General features: G+C 68.7%; 20 protein-coding genes. 10 read left to right on the top strand and 10 right to left on the bottom strand.

Going from position 1 to position 17,610, the window contains the following annotated elements; all coding sequences use genetic code 11:
• From uraH to ACFV9H_RS04500, 4 genes are all read right to left on the bottom strand, one after another.
• Positions 1–393 (bottom strand): hydroxyisourate hydrolase, encoded by a 393-nt coding sequence (gene uraH, locus ACFV9H_RS04515; protein ID WP_385393201.1) that lies wholly within the window; start codon positions 391–393, stop codon positions 1–3.
• Between the two features lie 2 nt (positions 394–395).
• Positions 396–914, bottom strand: a complete 519-nt coding sequence (gene uraD, locus ACFV9H_RS04510) for a 2-oxo-4-hydroxy-4-carboxy-5-ureidoimidazoline decarboxylase (protein WP_385393199.1) — start codon at positions 912–914, stop codon at positions 396–398.
• A 154-nt stretch (positions 915–1,068) separates the two neighbouring features.
• Complete coding sequence (locus tag ACFV9H_RS04505) at positions 1,069–1,464, bottom strand: helix-turn-helix domain-containing protein (RefSeq protein ID WP_385393197.1); 396 nt, start codon at positions 1,462–1,464, stop codon at positions 1,069–1,071.
• Entirely contained in the window at positions 1,461–1,712 is a 252-nt protein-coding gene (locus ACFV9H_RS04500; RefSeq protein WP_385393194.1) for a thiamine-binding protein, read from the bottom strand. The genes ACFV9H_RS04505 and ACFV9H_RS04500 overlap by 4 nt, the downstream gene beginning before the upstream one ends.
• A gap of 125 nt (positions 1,713–1,837) precedes the next feature.
• On the opposite strand from ACFV9H_RS04500, the gene ACFV9H_RS04495 reads away from it, so the two are divergent.
• From ACFV9H_RS04495 to ACFV9H_RS04470, 6 genes are all read left to right on the top strand, one after another.
• Positions 1,838–2,671 carry a TIM barrel protein gene (locus ACFV9H_RS04495; RefSeq protein ID WP_385393192.1) on the top strand — a complete coding sequence of 278 codons (834 nt, stop codon included), beginning with the start codon at positions 1,838–1,840 and terminating at the stop codon, positions 2,669–2,671.
• 75 nt (positions 2,672–2,746) lie between these two features.
• On the top strand, positions 2,747–3,637 hold the full coding sequence (locus tag ACFV9H_RS04490; RefSeq protein WP_385393189.1) for a 2-hydroxy-3-oxopropionate reductase: 891 nt from the start codon (positions 2,747–2,749) through the stop codon (positions 3,635–3,637).
• Between the two features lie 214 nt (positions 3,638–3,851).
• Complete coding sequence (locus tag ACFV9H_RS04485) at positions 3,852–5,309, top strand: catalase (RefSeq protein ID WP_385393507.1); 1,458 nt, start codon at positions 3,852–3,854, stop codon at positions 5,307–5,309.
• Positions 5,310–6,013: 704 nt separating this feature from the next.
• Positions 6,014–6,256: a hypothetical protein gene (locus ACFV9H_RS04480; protein WP_385393187.1), complete on the top strand. Its 243-nt coding sequence runs from the start codon at positions 6,014–6,016 to the stop codon at positions 6,254–6,256.
• Between the two features lie 146 nt (positions 6,257–6,402).
• Positions 6,403–6,960 carry a hypothetical protein gene (locus tag ACFV9H_RS04475; protein ID WP_385393185.1) on the top strand — a complete coding sequence of 186 codons (558 nt, stop codon included), beginning with the start codon at positions 6,403–6,405 and terminating at the stop codon, positions 6,958–6,960.
• Complete coding sequence (locus ACFV9H_RS04470) at positions 6,957–7,526, top strand: hypothetical protein (protein ID WP_385393183.1); 570 nt, start codon at positions 6,957–6,959, stop codon at positions 7,524–7,526. Before ACFV9H_RS04475 ends, ACFV9H_RS04470 begins: the two co-directional genes overlap by 4 nt.
• Before the next feature lie 86 nt (positions 7,527–7,612).
• Here the strand turns inward: ACFV9H_RS04470 and gcl are convergent, their stop codons facing one another.
• On the bottom strand, positions 7,613–9,400 hold the full coding sequence (gene gcl, locus ACFV9H_RS04465; RefSeq protein ID WP_385393180.1) for a glyoxylate carboligase: 1,788 nt from the start codon (positions 9,398–9,400) through the stop codon (positions 7,613–7,615).
• A 256-nt stretch (positions 9,401–9,656) separates the two neighbouring features.
• On the opposite strand from gcl, the gene ACFV9H_RS04460 reads away from it, so the two are divergent.
• From ACFV9H_RS04460 to ACFV9H_RS04450, 3 genes are all read left to right on the top strand, one after another.
• Entirely contained in the window at positions 9,657–10,535 is an 879-nt protein-coding gene (locus ACFV9H_RS04460) for a hypothetical protein (RefSeq protein ID WP_385393177.1), read from the top strand.
• An 80-nt stretch (positions 10,536–10,615) separates the two neighbouring features.
• The gene (locus ACFV9H_RS04455) at positions 10,616–11,104 is read left to right on the top strand and encodes a glutathione peroxidase (protein WP_385393175.1); all 489 of its coding nucleotides are present in this window, start codon (positions 10,616–10,618) and stop codon (positions 11,102–11,104) included.
• 124 nt (positions 11,105–11,228) lie between these two features.
• Positions 11,229–11,813 (top strand): hypothetical protein, encoded by a 585-nt coding sequence (locus ACFV9H_RS04450; RefSeq protein ID WP_385393173.1) that lies wholly within the window; start codon positions 11,229–11,231, stop codon positions 11,811–11,813.
• 116 nt (positions 11,814–11,929) lie between these two features.
• Here ACFV9H_RS04450 and ACFV9H_RS04445 read toward each other — a convergent pair whose 3' ends face one another.
• Both ACFV9H_RS04445 and ACFV9H_RS04440 read right to left on the bottom strand, forming a co-directional pair.
• Positions 11,930–13,471 (bottom strand): AMP-binding protein, encoded by a 1,542-nt coding sequence (locus tag ACFV9H_RS04445; RefSeq protein ID WP_385393170.1) that lies wholly within the window; start codon positions 13,469–13,471, stop codon positions 11,930–11,932.
• Positions 13,472–13,583: 112 nt separating this feature from the next.
• A complete protein-coding gene (locus tag ACFV9H_RS04440; protein ID WP_385393168.1) occupies positions 13,584–14,738 on the bottom strand; it encodes a winged helix DNA-binding domain-containing protein in 1,155 nt (384 codons plus the stop codon).
• 124 nt (positions 14,739–14,862) lie between these two features.
• Here ACFV9H_RS04440 and ACFV9H_RS04435 point away from each other — a divergent pair, with 124 nt between their 5' ends.
• Positions 14,863–16,029 carry a magnesium and cobalt transport protein CorA gene (locus ACFV9H_RS04435; protein WP_385393165.1) on the top strand — a complete coding sequence of 389 codons (1,167 nt, stop codon included), beginning with the start codon at positions 14,863–14,865 and terminating at the stop codon, positions 16,027–16,029.
• Positions 16,030–16,431: 402 nt separating this feature from the next.
• Here the strand turns inward: ACFV9H_RS04435 and ACFV9H_RS04430 are convergent, their stop codons facing one another.
• From ACFV9H_RS04430 to ACFV9H_RS04420, 3 genes are all read right to left on the bottom strand, one after another.
• A complete protein-coding gene (locus tag ACFV9H_RS04430) occupies positions 16,432–16,566 on the bottom strand; it encodes a hypothetical protein (RefSeq protein WP_385393163.1) in 135 nt (44 codons plus the stop codon).
• Between the two features lie 83 nt (positions 16,567–16,649).
• A complete protein-coding gene (locus tag ACFV9H_RS04425; RefSeq protein ID WP_385393160.1) occupies positions 16,650–16,928 on the bottom strand; it encodes a cytochrome C oxidase subunit IV family protein in 279 nt (92 codons plus the stop codon).
• Between the two features lie 9 nt (positions 16,929–16,937).
• Entirely contained in the window at positions 16,938–17,588 is a 651-nt protein-coding gene (locus tag ACFV9H_RS04420; protein WP_385393157.1) for a heme-copper oxidase subunit III, read from the bottom strand.
• Positions 17,589–17,610 lie beyond the last annotated feature (22 nt).

Here is a 17,610-nt window from a genome sequence, read left to right as displayed (position 1 = left end):
CTAGCTCCCTCGGTAAACGGAGTAGCCGAACGGGTTGAGCAGCAGCGGTACGTGATAGTGCTCGCCCGGGTTCACCGCGAAGGTGATGGTGACCTCGGGGAAGAACGCACCGCTGTCCCTTACGCGGGGGGCGTCCTGCTGTGCCTCGGCGGCTTGCTTCTTGGAGAAGTACGTCTCGGTCTCGAAGTCGAGACGCACGTGTGTGGTGCCCTCCGGCAGGTCGGGCAGGTCCTTGCAGCGCCCGTCCGCATCGGTGGCGGAGCCACCCAGGGCCGCCCACTCGCCGTCGAGACCCGTACGGGCCGACAGGGAGATGGCGACACCCTCGGCGGGCTTTCCGATGCTGGTGTCCAGGATGTGCGTGGACACCGACGCGGTGGTCTCGGTGCTCATGCTCACGCTCCTTCTTCTGCGAGTTCTACGAGTCGGGTCAGGCGGATCTTGTTGATCTTGACGAGCTCACCGCGGGCGATCTCTCGCTCCTGCTCCGGCGAGTTGTCGATCCGGACCTTGACCGCGTCCCGCATGAACTCACCGGTCGCACCGGTGGCGCAGATGAGGAAGACGTGGCCGAACTTCTCCTGGTACGCCAGGTTCAGTTCGAGGAGCTCGTTCTTGAGCTCCTCCGAGGCACCGGCCATGCCACGCTGCTCGCGGGCGGAGGTCGGGTCTCCCGGCTTCGGCCGGCCGATCGGCGCGTGGCCTCCCATTGCTTCGCCCAGGTCCTCCGCGGTGAGCTCCGCCATGGCGGCTTCGTTCGCGGCGAACAGGGACTCTGCGGTGGCGAAGGGGCGCTGGGCGAGCAGCTTGCTCCCCCATGCCGAACTGGCGCACACCTCGTGCAGCTCGGCCGTGGCCGCACTGTCATCCAAGGCGTTGAACCGGGTGAGACCCGGGGTCGGACTCGAAGTCACGGTAGGCCTCCGTGGCCTGTTGTTGCTTTGACGGGCTGCGCATAGCTAACGCTGTCCACAACACGGCGTCAACACTTTGTTGAAACTTCCCGTACACAAAAGCCGCCGCCCGGGTGAATCGGGCGGCGGCTCGTCACTGTGAGTCAGGATGCCTTCACTCTTGGGTGCTCTTTTTGGCCGTTTGAGCGTTGGCGTCCCGGTTCAGGTAGTTGTAGACCGTGAAGCGGCTTACACCCAGTGCGCCCGCGACCGTTTCCACACCGTGCCGCACGGAGAAGGCGCCTCGCGCCTCCAGTATGCGCACGACGTCCTGCTTGGACTTCCGGTCGAGCTGTGACAACGGTACGCCGTGCCGGCGCTCCAGGGCGGCCAGGATGTGGTCCAGCGAGTCCGAGAGCTGGGGCAGGCGGACGGCGAGCAGCTCCTGACCCTCCCAGGTGAGCACGACGTCGTCGGGCTGCGCCTGCGTCGGATCCATCAGCTCACCGCCCATGGCGTCGATCAGCGGCTTGATCGCGGTGACGAAGGGGTGGTCGCGGGGTTCGGTCACGGCTTCTCCTCCTCGATCACGTTGACCTGGAGCGAGACGCGCGTGGCGCCGGCCTCCAGGGAGTCGCGCAGCAGCGCGCCCACCGCGGCCAGCACGCTGTCGGCCTCACCCTCGGCCGTATTGCCGAACGGGCCGACATCCACCGCGTCCAGCTGGGCCTTCTGGATGACCTCTCGGGCCGCCACGGCGTGGGCAGGGGCCTCTTCGAGGTCGAAGGGCTCGGTCGTGAACTCCACTCTCAATCGCACGCGGTCAAGCTACCTCTCCGTCACGATTTTTCGGGAGCCCGCACTTGACATCCGCGCGCAAGCCCATGCAGTCTTCCATCAAGCAGAAACTAACTTCCGCAATACGGAAGGAGCGCACACCCCTCATGGGATACACGGACCAGCGCTTCGATGTGAACCTTTCGATCCTCTTCACGGAACTCCCGCTCCTGGAGCGCCCCGCGGCTGCCGCCGCGGCGGGCTTCACGGCGGTCGAGCTGTGGTGGCCCTGGATCGAGACCCCCACCCCCGCACAGGAGGAGCTCGACGCACTCAAGAACGCTCTTGAGGACGCCGGCACCCAGCTCGTGGGCCTGAACTTCTACGCCGGCCAGCTGCCGGGCCCGGACCGCGGTGCGGTCTCGGTTCCCGGTGAGGAGTCGGAGCGCTTCAACGCCAACATCAACGTGGCGGCGGACTTCGCCGCCTCGGTCGGCTGCAAGGCGCTCAACGCCCTGTACGGCAACCGCGTCGAAGGCGTGGACCCGGCCGTCCAGGACGAGCTCGCCCTGAAGAACCTGGTCGTGGCGGCTCAGGCCGCGGACCGCGTCGGCGCGATCCTCCTGATCGAGACCCTCAACAAGCCCGAGTCGCCGCTCTACCCGCTGGTGAGCGCCCCGGCCGGCATCGAGGTGGTGGACAAGGTGAACGAGGCCACCGGCCTCGGCAACGCCAAGTTCCTCCTCGACCTGTACCACCTGGCGATGAACGATGAGGACCTCTCCGAGGTCATCGAAAAGTACGCCGCCAAGACCGGGCACGTCCAGATCGCGGACAAGCCCGGACGCGGTGCCCCCGGCACCGGCGAGCTGCCCCTCGAGGAGCTGCTCGACCAGCTGAAGAAGGCCGGATACGAGGGCTACGTAGGCCTGGAGTACAAGGCCGCCGACGCCGCCGCCTCCTTCGAGTGGCTGCCGGCCGAGGCCCGCGCCGCGAAGTAAGCGGACAAAGTCCGGGCGATCAGCCAGGCACGTCACGAACTTTTCGTACAAAGCATTAAGAGAAGGACCCTCATCATGAGCAACCTCCCCAAGATCGCGTGGATCGGTCTCGGCATCATGGGCTCCCCCATGGCCGAGAACCTCCTGAAGGCCGGCTACTCGGTCACCGGTTTCACCCTGGAGCAGGACAAGCTGGACCGTCTGGCCGCCGCCGGCGGCTCCGCTGCCGGCTCGATCGCCGAGGCCGTCAAGGACGCCGACGTCATCATCACGATGGTGCCCGCCTCCCCGCAGGTCGAGGCCATCTCCTACGGTGAGAACGGCATCCTCGAGAACGCCAAGTCCGGCGCGCTGATCATCGACATGTCGTCGATCACCCCGCAGACCTCGATCGACCTCGCCAAGAACGCCGCCGAGAAGGGCATCCGCGTCATCGACGCCCCGGTGTCCGGCGGCGAGGCCGGCGCCATCGAGGCCGTCCTGTCGATCATGGTGGGTGGCGAGCAGGCCGACTTCGACGAGGCCCTCCCGGTCCTCGAGGCCCTCGGCAAGGTCATCGTCCTGTGCGGCCCGCACGGCTCCGGCCAGACGGTGAAGGCCGCCAACCAGCTCATCGTCGCGGTGAACATCCAGGCGTGCGCCGAGGCCGTCGTCTTCCTCGAGAAGTCGGGCGTGAACCTCGAAGCCGCTCTGGACGTGCTCAACGGCGGTCTGGCCGGCTCCACGGTCCTGACCCGCAAGAAGGCCAACTTCCTGAACCGCGACTTCAAGCCCGGTTTCCGGATCGACCTTCACCACAAGGACATGGGCATCGTCACCGACGCCGCCCGCAACGTCGGTGCGGCCCTGCCGGTCGGCGCGGTCGTCGCCCAGCTGGTCGCCTCGCTGCGCGCCCAGGGTGACGGTGGCCTGGACCACTCGGCCCTGCTCCGCGCGGTCGAGCGCCTCTCCGGCGCCCAGCTCTGATCTTCCAGAGCACCCTTCCCCCTCGGGGGACCTGAGTTTCCGGATGGCGTCGGTGCTGACACCTGTCCTGTCGCGCCCAAGTGCCGACGCCGTCCGGATTACCTCTCCTCAATCTTGTTCAACAAACTGTTGACGTTTAGTTCGCGCCGAATTTAGGCTGTTCCGCATGACGGAAGACTCTTTTCGTCAGCAGTTACCCGTACGGAAGGTCACCATGTCGAAGCGCACGCTGACGACCGAGTCCGGCGCCCCGGTCGCCGACAATCAGAACTCCGCCACCGCCGGCGTCGGTGGCCCGCTCCTGGTCCAGGACCAGCAGCTGATCGAGAAGCTTGCCCGCTTCAACCGTGAGCGCATCCCGGAGCGTGTGGTGCACGCCCGCGGCTCGGCCGCGTACGGCTACTTCGAGGTGACCGACGACGTCACCGCGTACACCAGCGCCGCGTTCCTGAACACGGTCGGCAAGAAGACCGAGACCTTCCTGCGGTTCTCCACCGTGGCCGACTCGCTGGGTGGCGCGGACGCGGTCCGCGACCCGCGCGGCTTCGCGCTGAAGTTCTACACCGAAGAGGGCAACTACGACCTCGTCGGCAACAACACCCCGGTGTTCTTCATCAAGGACCCGATCAAGTTCCCCGACTTCATCCACTCCCAGAAGCGCGACCCCTTCACGGGCAAGCAGGAGCCGGACAACGTCTGGGACTTCTGGGCGCACGCCCCCGAGGCGACGCACCAGATCACCTGGCTCATGGGTGACCGCGGTATCCCGGCGTCGTACCGTCACATGAACGGCTACGGCTCCCACACGTACCAGTGGACCAACGAGTCGGGCGAGGCCTTCTTCGTCAAGTACCACTTCAAGACGAACCAGGGCATCCGCTGCCTGTCGGGCGAGCAGGCCGCCGAGATCGTCGGTTCGGACGCCAACTCGCACCAGACCGACCTGCTGCAGGCCATCGAGCGCGGTGTGAACCCCTCGTGGACCCTGTACGTGCAGATCATGCCCGCCGCCGAGGCCGCGGACTACCGCTTCAACCCGTTCGACCTCACCAAGGTGTGGCCGCACAGCGACTACCCGCTGCAGCGCGTGGGCCGTCTGGTCCTCGACCGCAACCCGGACAACGTCTTCGCCGAGGTCGAGCAGTCCGCCTTCTCCCCGAACAACTTCGTCCCGGGCATCACCGCCTCGCCGGACAAGATGCTCCAGGGCCGTCTGTTCGCGTACGCCGACGCCCAGCGCTACCGCCTCGGTGTGAACCACACCCAGCTGCCGGTCAACGCCCCGAAGGCGACGAAGGCCGAGAACTACGGCCGCGACGGTGTCATGGCGCTGCGCAACGGCTCGCGCCACGACAAGAACTACGAGCCCAACTCGTACCAGGGCCCGGCCGAGACCGGCCTGGCGCTCGGCGCCCCGAAGGCCGTCTCCGGCTACACGGGCACCCACGAGGCCCCGGCCCACACCAAGGACGACGACTTCTTCCAGGCCGGTGAGCTCTACCGCCTGATGTCGGAGGCCGAGAAGCAGCGTCTGGTGGCGAACATCGCCGGCGGCCTGTCTCAGGTCACCCTCGAGGACGTCATCGAGAAGAACCTGGCTCACTTCCACGCCGCGGACGCCGACTACGGCAAGCGCGTCGAGGAGGCCGTTCGCGCCCTGCGCGACGCCTGAGCCACAAAGCTGTACCGGGGGCCTGACGGGAGGTCAGGCCCCGGGTACCGAGCCCGACCCGCTTACCCGGATGAGGGGTGGTACGCGGTGAGGGCAGGACGAGGACCGTGGCGAGCGTGCGAGCCAGTGCGGTGGTAATGGGTTCCGAGGCCCGTCTCTTGACCTGAGGGAGACGAAGCCGGAGTTCTCGTCGCCGTTCGCCACGGTCCCAGCCAACTCCTTCTCTTCGTACGGGGGCTACGCACAGAGTCCCCTGCACGAGGTGAAGGAGCCTCCTACTCCGCCCGGCGGTGCGAACGTCCTGTCGCGCCAGCCTCGCTCCGTCGGGCGGTACCAACCAGAGCGCCGAGTCACGGACGGTCCCGTGACTCGGCGCTTTGTCATGTCCGGATGCACGCGCGGACCCTGCGGGAACGGCCCCGGCGATAGACGTCCCAAGATCGTTGACGATCCGTTCGGAGGGGCAAGTCATGCTGCCGGAAGCATTGTTGGCATTGGCCACGGCTGGTGGAACGGCGGTGGTGCAAGCCGCCGGGACGGAAGCCTGGGAAGGTTTCCGCGCGCAGGTGGCCGGCTGGTTCGGGCGTGGGGGACACCGACCGGGCGAGCGGTGAGCTGGTGCGGCTGGACCGGAGCGCGTCCGAGCTCGCCACGGCAGGCGCCGACACGGGCGGGGAACGGGCCCGGATCCGCCAGGAGGCCATGTGGCAGGCCCGCTTCGAGGGGCTGTTGGAGAGCTCCCGGACGACCAGCGCGACCGGGGCGCCGAGGAACTGCGCGCGCTGCTCTACGCGCCCGCGGCGCCCAGGGTGTCGGCCGGCGACGCCGGGCCGTCCGTCGGCGGGGACCTGCACGTCAGGGCCGAGCACGGGTCGATCGCCGCCGCGGTGATCCACGGAGGTGCGCACCTCAGTCCCCCTCCCCCGCCGGCTCCGTCCCAGGGCTGAACGGACCGGCTTTCGAAAGCCCCATTCCCACCCGGTCCCAACACCCGTACACCGTCCAGGCAGGGCACTACGGCACGGCCGTCGGCCGCGCCGACCACGTCTCGTACCACGCGGCCTCGCGCGCTCCGGCGTCGTGGCCGCTCCTGGTGGGCACGATCCCCGGTGCCGCTCGCTGCTTCCGCCCCCGGACCTCGCTCGACGGCGGCTCCGGGCTGCTGGTCGGCACCGCCGGCACCGGCAAGACCCAGCAGGCCGCGCACCTCGCCCGCACGGCGTGGGACGAAGGCCACCTCGACCTGCTCGTGTGGGTCACGGCCACCGACCGCGAGGCGGTCGTCGCCGGCTACGCGCAGGCCATCGCTGAGATCACCGGATCCGACGGCGCTTCGCCCGAGCGGGCCGCGCAGGCGTTCCTCGCGTGGCTGCGGCCCGACGCCGGGAGCCCGCGGCGGCGCCGGCTCGTCGTACTGGACGGCGTGGCCGACCCCGACGACGTGCGCGGCCTGTGGCCCCCGGAGCACCCCGACGGGCAGACCCTCGTCACCACCAGGCGCCGGGACATCGCGCGGCCGGGGCTTCCGCGTCGGCGAGTTCCTGGGGACGGCGGGCCGGGCCGAGGCTGCCGGGCAGCACTTCGAGCGGCTGGCGGACGAGGCCCTGCGCCGCCAGGGACCGGAGTCCTCCGTCCTCCACAGGGCCCGTGAGCGCGTCGCGCACTGGCAGGGCGAGTCCGGACCCGGCCGGGGCCGCGGTGGCGTACGCGGCGATCCTGGCCGATCAGATCCGCCTCCTCGGTCCCGGGCACGAACGCACCATCACCACGCGGGCCGCCCTGGGGTACTGGCGCGGCCGGGCGGGGGACGCGGCCGGGGCGGCCGCGGCCTACGCCGAACTGATCCCGCTCCAACAGCACAGGTACGGGCCGACGTATCCGGGCGTCTTCGAGAACCGCGCGCTGCTCGCGCGCCATCTGGGCGAGTCCGGAGACGCGTACGGGGCCGCCGTCGCCTACGAGGCCCTGCTGAACGACCTGCTGCGGCACCTGGGCACGCTGGGGGTGGTGGTGACGCGCCCGAACTGGTTCGACGTCTTCGGCGCGCACTACGGCCACGCCCACTGGCGCGGCCGGGCCGGGGACGCCGCGGGGGCCGCGACCTCCTTGACCCATCTGCTGAACGAGCAGGCACGGGTGCTCGGGCCCGACCATCCCGACACCGCGGGGACCCGCCGGGAGCCGGCCCGCTGGGCGCAGTACGCGCGGGACCGGTAGGCGGCCGGCGGCGAACGCGGAACGGCCCCCGTCCCTCCTCGCGGAGGGGCGGGGGCCGCCGTGTACTACGTACCGGTTACCGCGGATCAGACCTTGAGGGACTTGATCGCGGTCGGGGCGTGGCCCGGCTCGGTCGCGAGCTCTTCGAACTCGGTGACGTCGCTCATGTCGACCGTCTTGCTCATCGCGATGTTGGTGACGCGCTCCAGGATGGCCTCGACGACGACCGGAACCTGGTGCTCCTGGGCCCACTTCTTGGCCTGCTCGAAGGCCTCGCCCAGCTTGTCCGGGTCGGTGACGCGGATGGCCTTGACGCCCAGGCCCTCGGCGACCTTGACGTGGTCGACGCCGTAGACGCCGATCTCCGGGGTGTTGATGTTCTCGAATTCGAGGTTGACCTCGAAGTTGATGCCGAGGCCGCCCTGCGCCTGGCGGATCAGACCCAGGTAGGCGTTGTTCACGAGGACGTGGACGTAGGGGACCTTGTGCTGGGCGGCGACCGCCAGCTCCTCGATCATGAACTGGAAGTCGTAGTCGCCGGAGAGGGCGACGACCGGGACCTCGGGCTGCGCGGTGGCGGCACCGATGGCGGCCGGGATGGTCCAGCCGAGCGGGCCGGCCTGGCCGCAGTTGACCCAGTGGCGCGGCTTGTAGACGTGCAGGAACTGCGCGGCCGCGATCTGGGAGAGACCGATGGTGGTGACGTAGCGGGTCTCCGGGCCGAACGCCTTGTTCATCTCCTCGTAGACGCGCTGCGGCTTCAGGGGGATGTTGTCGAAGTGCGTACGGCGCTGCAGGGTGGCCTTGCGCTCCTGCGCCGAGGCGGCCCAGGCAGAGAAGTCCGGCAGCTTGCCCTCGGCCTTGAGCTCCTTGGCGATCTCGATGAAGAGCTCCAGGGCGACCTTGGCGTCGGAGGCGATGCCGAAGTCCGGGGCGAAGATCTTGCCCAGCTGGGTCGGCTCGATGTCGACGTGGACGAACTTGCGGCCCTTGGTGTAGGCGTCCAGGTTGTAACCGGTGTGACGGTTCGCCCAACGGTTACCGATACCGATGACGGTGTCCGATTCGAGGAACGTCGCGTTACCGTAGCGGTGGGCGGTCTGCACACCGACCATGCCGGCGGCCAGCTCGTGGTCGTCCGGGATGACGCCCCAGCCCATCAGGGTGGAGATGACGGGAACGTTGACCAGCTCGGCGAACTCGACCAGCAGGTCGGACGCGTCGGCGTTGATGATGCCGCCACCGGCGACGATCAGCGGACGCTCGGCCTCCAGCAGGAAGCTCAGGGCCTTCTCGGCCTGGGCGCGGCTGGCCTGCGGCTTGTAGACCGGCAGCGGCGTGTAGGTCTCGGGGTCGAACTCGATCTCGGTCAGCTGGACGTCGATCGGCAGGTCGATGAGGACCGGGCCGGGACGGCCGGAGCGCATCAGGTGGAAGGCCTGCTGGAAGACACCGGGGACCTGCGCGGCCTCCAGGACCGTGGTGGCGGCCTTGGTGACGGGCTTGGCGATCGAGGCGATGTCGACGGCCTGGAAGTCCTCCTTGTGGAGCTTCGAGACCGGGGCCTGACCGGTGATGCACAGGATCGGGATCGAGTCCGCGATGGCGGAGTACAGGCCGGTGATCATGTCGGTGCCGGCCGGACCCGAGGTACCGATGCAGACGCCGATGTTGCCCGCCTTGGCACGGGTGTAGCCCTCGGCCATGTGGGACGCGCCCTCGACGTGGCGGGCCAGCGTGTGCGCGATGCCGCCCACGTTCTTGAGCTCGCGGTAGAACGGGTTGATCGCAGCACCGGGCACGCCGAATGCTTGTTCGACACCCTCGAGCTTGAGGATCTCAACTGCAGCGGCAGCGGCTGTCATACGAGGCATCAGGTTCTCCTGCGAGTCTGGCGGTCAGGCTTTTCCGTCATCCGGAAGTTTTGTTCTGCTATACGGAACAAGCTAAGCGGCGGGTCCCGTGACGTCAAGGCGGATCGGGACCTCGGATGCCACCAAAAGCCGCATGTTGGTCAGTGACTTATACAAATGACCAAGGTGATGACCAGAAATGGCTCGCTGCTCGCCCCGGCGGTCGCCGGTGGTGGAGCATGGACCTACGCACAGCGACGGAGGGGGTCCAGGTCTCATGGCGGAAGCGGTACCGGTGCGCTGCCCGGCGTGCCTGCGCGAGAACGGCTACACCGCCCCGGTCTTCCCCTGCGCCTGCGGGAGCCCGGTCCACCCGCCGCTGGACCTGGCGGCGCCACCGCTGCCGCTGACCCATCGCACCTGGTCGGACAGCTGGGTGGCCGTGCGGTGCGAGTCCTGCGGCCGGGAGAGCGAGTGGCCGCACCCGGAGCTGGGGTGCGGATCGTGCGGCACGGTGGTGCGGCTACCGGTGCACCCGGTGGGGGCCGAGCCGGCCGCCCGACTCGACGGTGGGGACGGGGCCGCGGCGGAAGCGGGCGCGGAGGTGCCCGCGCACAAGAACGACGACGCGGACGTGCGGCGGCCGGCGGGGCACGCGCCACCGCCGGCGCCGCAGCCCGCGTCCGAGTCCGAGCCCGCGTCCGAGTTCGCGTCCGAGTCCGAGTCCGAGTCCGCGCCCCAGTCCGCGATCCAGCCCACGCCGGTGCCGCGCCCCGCCTTCCGCCCGGTGACCATCCGTACCGCCCGGGACGCGGTGGCCACGGCCGCCCTGTACCTGCGCTGGCTCGGCTTCCAGGACGTACGCCAGCCCGACGGCCGCCCGATCCCCTCCGCGGCCGTGGACCTGCGAGCGCCGGGCCTGGTCGCCCAGGTGGACCCGACGACCGCGCCGGCCGGGCTGCGGGCGGTGGAGTGCGTCTGGCTGAACGGACTCACCGCTTCCGCGACCAGCGTCTACTTCGCGCTCGCCGGATACACGGAGGCGGCCCGCGCCCGCGCGGACGATCTGGGGATACCGCTGTTCGTCATGGACCTCACGGGCATGCCACAGCCGGTGAACGACCCGGCGGACGAGCTGATCGGCGCGGGAGCTTAGCCTTTCCCTTTGTGCACTTGAGCGCTTCGCTCGAGCGCCGTTTCCGAGCCTTTGCCTGCCTTCCTGCCGAGGAGAGCCCGATGAGCCTGTACGACATTCCGCTGACCACCCTGAACGATGAGCCCACCACCCTCGGGGCCCACAAGGGCAAGGCGATCCTGCTGGTGAACACCGCCTCCCAGTGCGGGCTCACCCCGCAGTACTCGGGGCTGGCCCGCCTGCAGTTCGCGTACGAGGCGAAGGGCTTCACGGTCATCGGCGTGCCCTGCAACCAGTTCGGCGAGCAGGAGCCCGGCAACGCCGAGGACATCCAGACGTTCTGCGCGGCCGGCTTCGGCGTCACCTTCCCGATGCTGGAGAAGTCCGAGGTCAACGGGGAGAACCGGCACCCCCTCTACCAGGAGCTGGTGAAGGTCCCGGACGCGGACGGCGAGGCGGGGGACATCCAGTGGAACTTCGAGAAGTTCCTCATCTCCCCCGCAGGCGAGGTCGTGGCCCGCTTCCGCCCGCGCACCGAGCCCGAGTCCGCCGAGGTCATCGCCGCGATCGAGGCACACCTGCCGGCCTGACCGGGGCGCGGGCACGCAGGGCCCGGGCCGTCTTCGGCGCGGGCCCTGCGTGCCTCGGCGTGGAGGGACGAGCCACCTGAGGCGGTGCTGTGACGAGATCCGGCCATGTGGCGCAGTACGAGTCATGAGCCTGGTGGAACTGATCGCCCGCGCGGACGAGCGTGCCCTCGCCGCGAGCGCCGTCGCCTGTGTGGACCGCTGCCTGCCCCTCCTCGAAGGCGTCGAAGGCCTCGGCCTGGACGTCGACGAATCGGTACTGCGCCCCCTCTGGGTCGCCGTCGAGGGAGGTGACCGCTGGCTCGGCCGACTGCGCGCCGCCGGCATCCGGGTGCGCCGGGTCACCCCGGACTGCGAACTCGCCGAGTACGCGATGCGGCTGGTCGAGCACATCCCCGAGACCTACTGCGCGGACGCGCTGCGCGCCTGGGCCGACGAGTGCTCGACCGTACTGCTCGGCATCCACCAGCTGCTGGACGGCGCTCCCGTCGCCGACGAGGCCCGTGTCGCCGCGTACCGCACCGGTGACACCGAGGGCATCGGCCCCCTCACCCTCGGCGAGCAACGTCGCCAGACGGCCCTCCTGGAGATGCTCGCCGACGGATCGGGCTCGGGGCTGCGCGGCGCGCTGGCGCTGTCCAACGAGGGCAAGCGGGTCCTGCGCGCGGCGGTGTCGCGCCGCAGCAGGACGCTGGGGGCGTTGGCCGGCTGACCCCTGCCGGGCAGGACACCCCTTGGGGCGAGCTCGCGGACGATCGCCGGATGCGGCCGGCAACACCCGCATCCGGCTCACGTGGAACCGGAACGCCGGAGCGTCGACCGTCGCCGTCAGTTGATCTGTCGGTCGAGGCCGGTCCAGTACGGTTCGCGGAGCTTGAACTTCTGGATCTTGCCCGTGGCCGTGCGTGGGATGGCATCGCGGAACTCGACGCTCGTCGGCGCCTTGTAGCCGGCCATGCGCTCCTTGCAGTGGGCGATGATGTCGGCCTCCGCCGCCGTGGCCCCTTCGGCGAGGACCACGAGCGCTTTGATCGTCTCGCCCCACTTCTCGTGCGGCACCCCGATGACGGCGACCTCCGCGACCGCCGGATGGCTGAAGATCGTGTCCTCCACCTCGATCGACGAGACGTTCTCGCCCCCGGTGATGATCACGTCCTTCTTCCGGTCGGAGAGCGTGAGGTGCCCGTCGGTCTCGTCGATCGTGCCGCCGTCGCCGGTGTGGAACCAGCCGCCCTCGAGCGCCGCCTCCGTCTCGTCCGGTTTGTCCCAGTAGCTTTCGAGCACGACGTTCGACCGCGCCAGCACTTCACCGGACTCGGAGACCTTCAGCTTGACTCCGAGTGCGGGCAGCCCCGCGCGGGACAGCTTGCGCGCCCGCTCCTCGGCCGGCAGTTCGACATCGCCGGCCCGGGCCCGGTTGAAGGTGAGCAGCGGTGAGGTCTCGGTCAGGCCGTAGATCTGGGTGAACTCCCAGCCCAGCTCCTCGCCCATCCGCTGGATCGTCCTGCTCGGCGGGGGCGCCCCGGCGCAGACGATCCGTACGCGGTCACGCCCCGGGATCTCGCCCTCCCAGGTCGCCGCCGCATCCAGCACGGCGTTCCACACCGCGGGCGCGCCGCACATGAGGGTGACGCCGTGTTCGTCGACCCGACGCAGGATCTCCGCGCCGTCGACCTTGCGCAGCACCACCTGCTTGACGCCGAGGCCGGCCATCACGTACGGCATTCCCCAGCCGTTGCAGTGGAACATCGGCAGCGTGTGCATGTAGACGTCGCGCTCCCACACACGGGTGTGCAGCCCGAAGGTGAGGCCGTTGACCCAGATGTTGCGGTGGGTCAGCTGCACGCCCTTGGGACGGGCGGTGGTGCCGGACGTGTAGTTGATCGTCGCGGTGGCGTCCTCGTCCGGGTTCGACCACGGGCGCGGCTCGACACCGAAGCGCATCAGCTCGGCCTCGGTCTGTGCCCCGAGAACGAAGCGGTGGCGCGCCGTGACGCCCGCGAGGGCCTCGTCCAGCTCCGGGTCGACGAGCAGGACCGATGCCCCGCTCTGTCGCACCACGTAATCGATCTCTTCCGGCTTGAGGCGGAAGTTGACCGGCACGCAGATCCGGCCGCTCATCGGCACCGCGAACAGCAGCTCCAGCAGCCGCGACGAGTTGTGGCTGACCACCGCCACCCGCTCGCCCTCCCCGACACCGAGCCGGTCGAACCCGGCCTGCCAGGCCCGAACCCGCTCACCGAGCCGCCCGTACGTCGACACGGGCACGGGCGGAGCGGGCTGGTCCGGCTCGTCTACCACGCCGGGGCTGGAGGGGAACCCCAGCTCGGCCCGGTCGAGGAAGTCCGCGACGGTCATCGGAATCCGCATTGCTCTCTCCTGGAATCGGGACGACTACATGGAAACGACTGACACCCGATCTTGACCCGGCCGTCATGACAGGCATCGTGCCGCGTTCGGTGTACGCGCCACCAGGCCGCCGTCAGCCGTGGATTGACCCGAAGCGCACACCTCCCTGACCACGCTCCTGACCACGCCCCTGACCGCGCCCCTGACCACGCCCCTCGGCACTCCCGTCAGCCATGCCCTCGATCAGCGACTCCCCCTCGGCGACGACCTCCGCCCGCCGCGCCTTGGACAGCGTGTCGTCGAACAGCTCGACGGTGAGCAGATCCCCGTCCAGCTTCCACAACCCGGCGAGGAACCCGTCGACGAGGAGCGCGCAGTGTGCCTGGTTGCCCGACCAGGTACGCCCCTTCGCCTCGGGGGTGATCACACGGGCGCGGTCGGCGTGCGAGAGCAGCAGGTTGTCGAACTCGGGGAGGAAGCGGGGCGGCGCCGGGGTGTCCTCGTCGGGCCGCGGCGCGTCGACCAGATCGAAGAGCTCCACCCCGTTCTCGTCCCGGAAGACGACCAGGCCGGGCCGCAGCCGCTCGAAGGCCTCGCGCAGCCGGGTCAGCCCGGCCCAGATCTGCATGTCCTTGACGGAGGCGGGCCCGAAGGCGGCGAGGTAGCGCAGCACGACGTCGTCCACGGGCTGGGCCTCGGGCGCGGGCCGGCCGAGCCAGTTCTCGGTGGTGGTGAGCCTGACCTGACCGCTGCGTCCCCACACCCCCCGCGGCGTGACCTGGACCAGCGGCAGCCGGCAGCGGGCGGCGACGGACAGGGACTGCGGGTCGGCGTCGGGCCATTCCTTGAGCAGCTCCTCACGGATCTCGGCCATGGTGCGCGGCTCGTCCTCGACGAACTCGCGGGCCCGTTCGGCCAGCCGCTCCAGGTCCACCCCCACGAGCCCCTTGCGGAAGTGGTTGACCTCCCTGTCCCGGGCGGGCTGGACCAACGGGCGCAAGGTCAGGGCGTCGTCCGCCGTGTGGGTGTGGATCGTGGAGCGCATGGTGACCATGCGCACCACGTCGCGGGACTGCATGAGCCCGGCCAGTTCGGCGGGCCTGAATCCGGCCAGGCGGGCGTGCAGCTGGAAGTACGGGGGCTTCACGTTCTGCGCCTGCAGCCCGACGAGGTGCGCGACGGCGCCCTCCGCGGACATCTCGGCGCGGCTCAGCAGCAGCTGACGGGCGAGCGTGGCACGGTTCAGAGCGCGGGTGCCGAGTACGGGATGTGCTGTCCTGGAGGCCATGACAGCAAGCTAACCCCCCGTTGCGGACACCCTCTGTCCGCAACCCGGAGCAAATCTCAACACCCTATTCCCCTATATCCTGCCCATCGCCCACAAACCACGTTCGACCGGGAGCTGACCTGCGATGTCGGAGCGACCAGACCGCCGCCCCTCGCCGTCCGCCGCGAAGCGGGCGAGTTGGCGCCGCCCCGCCTCCCCGGCCGCCGCACCCCCGCCGGGCCCCCCGACCTCCCCGCAGCCCGCGCCTCCTTCCCCCGCTCCCCCGAACCACCGCAGCGTGATCGACTCGGCCGTCTACCGCGACGGCCGCCGCATCGCCTCCCCCACCACCCTGGCCGACACCTTCCGCCGACTGCGCGAAGAGCCGGACGGCATGGCCTGGATCGGCCTGCACCGCCCGACCGAACCAGAACTGCACTCCTTGGCAGCCGAGTTCAACCTCCACGAGCTCGCGGTCGAGGACGCCCTGGAGGCCCACCAGCGCCCCAAACTGGAACGCTACGGCGACACCCTCTTCGTCGTCCTGCGCGCGGCCCGCTACCTCGACGCCCAGGAGGAGGTCGAGTTCAGCGAACTCCACGTCTTCGTCGGCCCGGACTTCCTGATCACGGTCCGCCACGGCGGCGCCCCGGACCTCTCCACCGTCCGCCACCGCATGGAACAGACCCCGGAACTCCTCTCCCTGGGCCCCGAGGCCGCCCTGTACGCGATCCTCGACGCGGTGGTCGACGGCTACGCCCCCGTCGTTGAGGGCGTCCAGACCGACATCGACGAGATCGAGACGGAGGTCTTCCGCGGAGACCCGGCGGTCTCCCGCCGCATCTACGAACTCTCCCGCGAAATGGTCGAGTTCCAACGCGCCACCCGCCCCCTGGTCGGCATGCTCCACGGCCTGATGGCGGGCTTCGCCAAGTACGGCACGGACGAGGAACTCCAGCGCTACCTCCGCGACGTGGCGGACCACGTCACCCACACCAGCGAACGAGTCGACGGCTTCCGCCAGGCCCTTACGGAAATCCTGACGGTGAACGCCACCCTGGTATCCCAACAACAAAACGCCGAAATGCGCGCCCTCGCGGAGGCCGGCTTCGAACAGAACGAGGAGATCAAGAAGGTTTCCTCATGGGCTGCCATTCTGTTTGCTCCCACACTCGTCGGAACTATCTACGGCATGAACTTTGAGTCCATGCCTGAGTTGGGCTGGAGATTCGGATACCCCCTTGCGATCGGCCTCATGGGGATGGTTTGCATCAGTTTGTACGTGATTTTCAAGCGGCGCGACTGGCTCTAAGCCCCTCACATCACACTCAGTCATCGTTCGCACTTCGCTTTCGCATCACTCGCAGATCGACCCAGAAGTGGCCGTGGGGAGTCCCTGGGGGGAATAGATGCGGGTGATCTCCTCACCCTCCCCTGGCGAGCCCCTGACCAGCGCTTTCGGCATCCAAACGAGCGCTGGGGAGAATCCGGGGAGAATCGACTGGCCCCACGGGCCTGTCAGCCGCACGTCGAGCAGGACCTCGGGACGTCGGCGGGGCTGGCCGGAACGACCTGCCACCGGTGGGATGCCGTCGACCAGGGCAAGGGTCTGCGTGGCGTCGTTGACGTTGGCCGCGGTCGTCGACCGGCGACGGGCCGGTGTCGACCTCCCTCTTTCGCCCGGGATGTGGGAGCCGTCCACACACGCTCTGGATCAGTCGAGTTCACCGGCCGCGTTCAGTTCGGCGAGCAGGATGCGGTGCAGCCGGTCGAAGACCCCTGCCTGCTGCCACCGCCCCAGCCTTCGCCGCAGAGTCGGCTCGATCAGTGCCCACAAGTCGTCGTCCACGATCCACGGCCGAGTCCTCTCACCACCGCGAATGGCCGAATCCTCACCCCGGACCACGGACGATTTCTCCGTCGAGCGAGATGTCATTGGGCAAGATAGAGCCCGATGACGGCCGTGCCGGTTACCGCACACCAACTGGCATAGGCGATGCGCAGTGCTGGTGCCGCCCGACGGTGTTCCATAAAAATGAGCCCCACGATGAAGACCTTGATGAACGCGACGGCGAGAACGAGCGAGGCCCCGGCTTTGACGCCGAAACCTGTGTAGCCGTGGTCGACGAAGATCCACGACAGCGCGGTGAGCGCCACGAGAACTACCCAAGCTGCGAGGGCATGTTGAGAATCACGCGAAGGTGCCGGCATGGCAACTCCTCAGTTAGCCAGGTAGAAGAGGGTGAACAAGACCAGCCAGAGGGCGTCGGTCAGGTGCCAGAAACTGGCACCGTTCTCGAGGAGACGCATCTGTTTTTCTGTCGGGGGGTGAGTCACCTGGCGCGTCAGGCGCCACAGATATCCGAGAACAACCATCGCGATCAGAACGTGAAGGAGATGCATCCCCGTGAGCATGTAGTACATCTGGAAGAAAACGCCGTCATGCGGCGTATGACCGTTAGCGCTCTGCGTGCTCCATTCGAGCACCTTGTTCATGATGAATATTGATCCGCAGGCTCCGGCTCCCAACAGAAATCTTTGTGCCGCACGGCTAGCTGCACGGCGGACGGAATGAACCGTTAGCGCGATGAAGAGAGAGGCTGTGAGCAGAAGGATCGTGTTGGCGGCGCCGAGCATTGTGTCCAGCTCCGCGCTACCGCGGGAAAACTGCATGCGGTGACGCCCTTGTTCATACATGAACGATATGAAGTAGGCACTGAACGTCACCAAATCGGTGAAAATGAAGGCCCAGATTCCGACCTCGCCGGGAACCCAATGCCGCTGGGCACCGGCCTCGCTCCTCGCAGCGAGCGTGCGATCGGTCCCGGCCACCCTTGTGGGTGACGCCGACCCGAACTCAGTATCTTCCATATCACCATCCAATTGTCTTTTA

It is taken from the genome of Streptomyces sp. NPDC059874, from assembly GCF_042731135.1.
Lineage (GTDB): Bacteria > Actinomycetota > Actinomycetes > Streptomycetales > Streptomycetaceae > Streptomyces.
Note: the sequence above shows the minus strand (reverse complement) of the source record. Positions and strands in the feature narration are given on the sequence as shown.

Coding starts and splice junctions, on each gene's coding strand:
- ACFV9H_RS04435 (WP_385393165.1), top strand. CDS start 14,863: ATGTCGGAGCGACCAGACCGCCGCCCCTCGCCGTCCGCCGCGAAGCGG.
- ACFV9H_RS04450 (WP_385393173.1), top strand. CDS start 11,229: ATGAGCCTGGTGGAACTGATCGCCCGCGCGGACGAGCGTGCCCTCGCC.
- uraH (WP_385393201.1), bottom strand. CDS start 393: ATGAGCACCGAGACCACCGCGTCGGTGTCCACGCACATCCTGGACACC.
- ACFV9H_RS04490 (WP_385393189.1), top strand. CDS start 2,747: ATGAGCAACCTCCCCAAGATCGCGTGGATCGGTCTCGGCATCATGGGC.
- ACFV9H_RS04495 (WP_385393192.1), top strand. CDS start 1,838: ATGGGATACACGGACCAGCGCTTCGATGTGAACCTTTCGATCCTCTTC.
- ACFV9H_RS04420 (WP_385393157.1), bottom strand. CDS start 17,588: ATGGAAGATACTGAGTTCGGGTCGGCGTCACCCACAAGGGTGGCCGGG.
- ACFV9H_RS04455 (WP_385393175.1), top strand. CDS start 10,616: ATGAGCCTGTACGACATTCCGCTGACCACCCTGAACGATGAGCCCACC.
- gcl (WP_385393180.1), bottom strand. CDS start 9,400: ATGCCTCGTATGACAGCCGCTGCCGCTGCAGTTGAGATCCTCAAGCTC.
- ACFV9H_RS04440 (WP_385393168.1), bottom strand. CDS start 14,738: ATGGCCTCCAGGACAGCACATCCCGTACTCGGCACCCGCGCTCTGAAC.
- ACFV9H_RS04445 (WP_385393170.1), bottom strand. CDS start 13,471: ATGCGGATTCCGATGACCGTCGCGGACTTCCTCGACCGGGCCGAGCTG.
- ACFV9H_RS04460 (WP_385393177.1), top strand. CDS start 9,657: ATGGCGGAAGCGGTACCGGTGCGCTGCCCGGCGTGCCTGCGCGAGAAC.
- ACFV9H_RS04425 (WP_385393160.1), bottom strand. CDS start 16,928: ATGCCGGCACCTTCGCGTGATTCTCAACATGCCCTCGCAGCTTGGGTA.
- ACFV9H_RS04485 (WP_385393507.1), top strand. CDS start 3,852: ATGTCGAAGCGCACGCTGACGACCGAGTCCGGCGCCCCGGTCGCCGAC.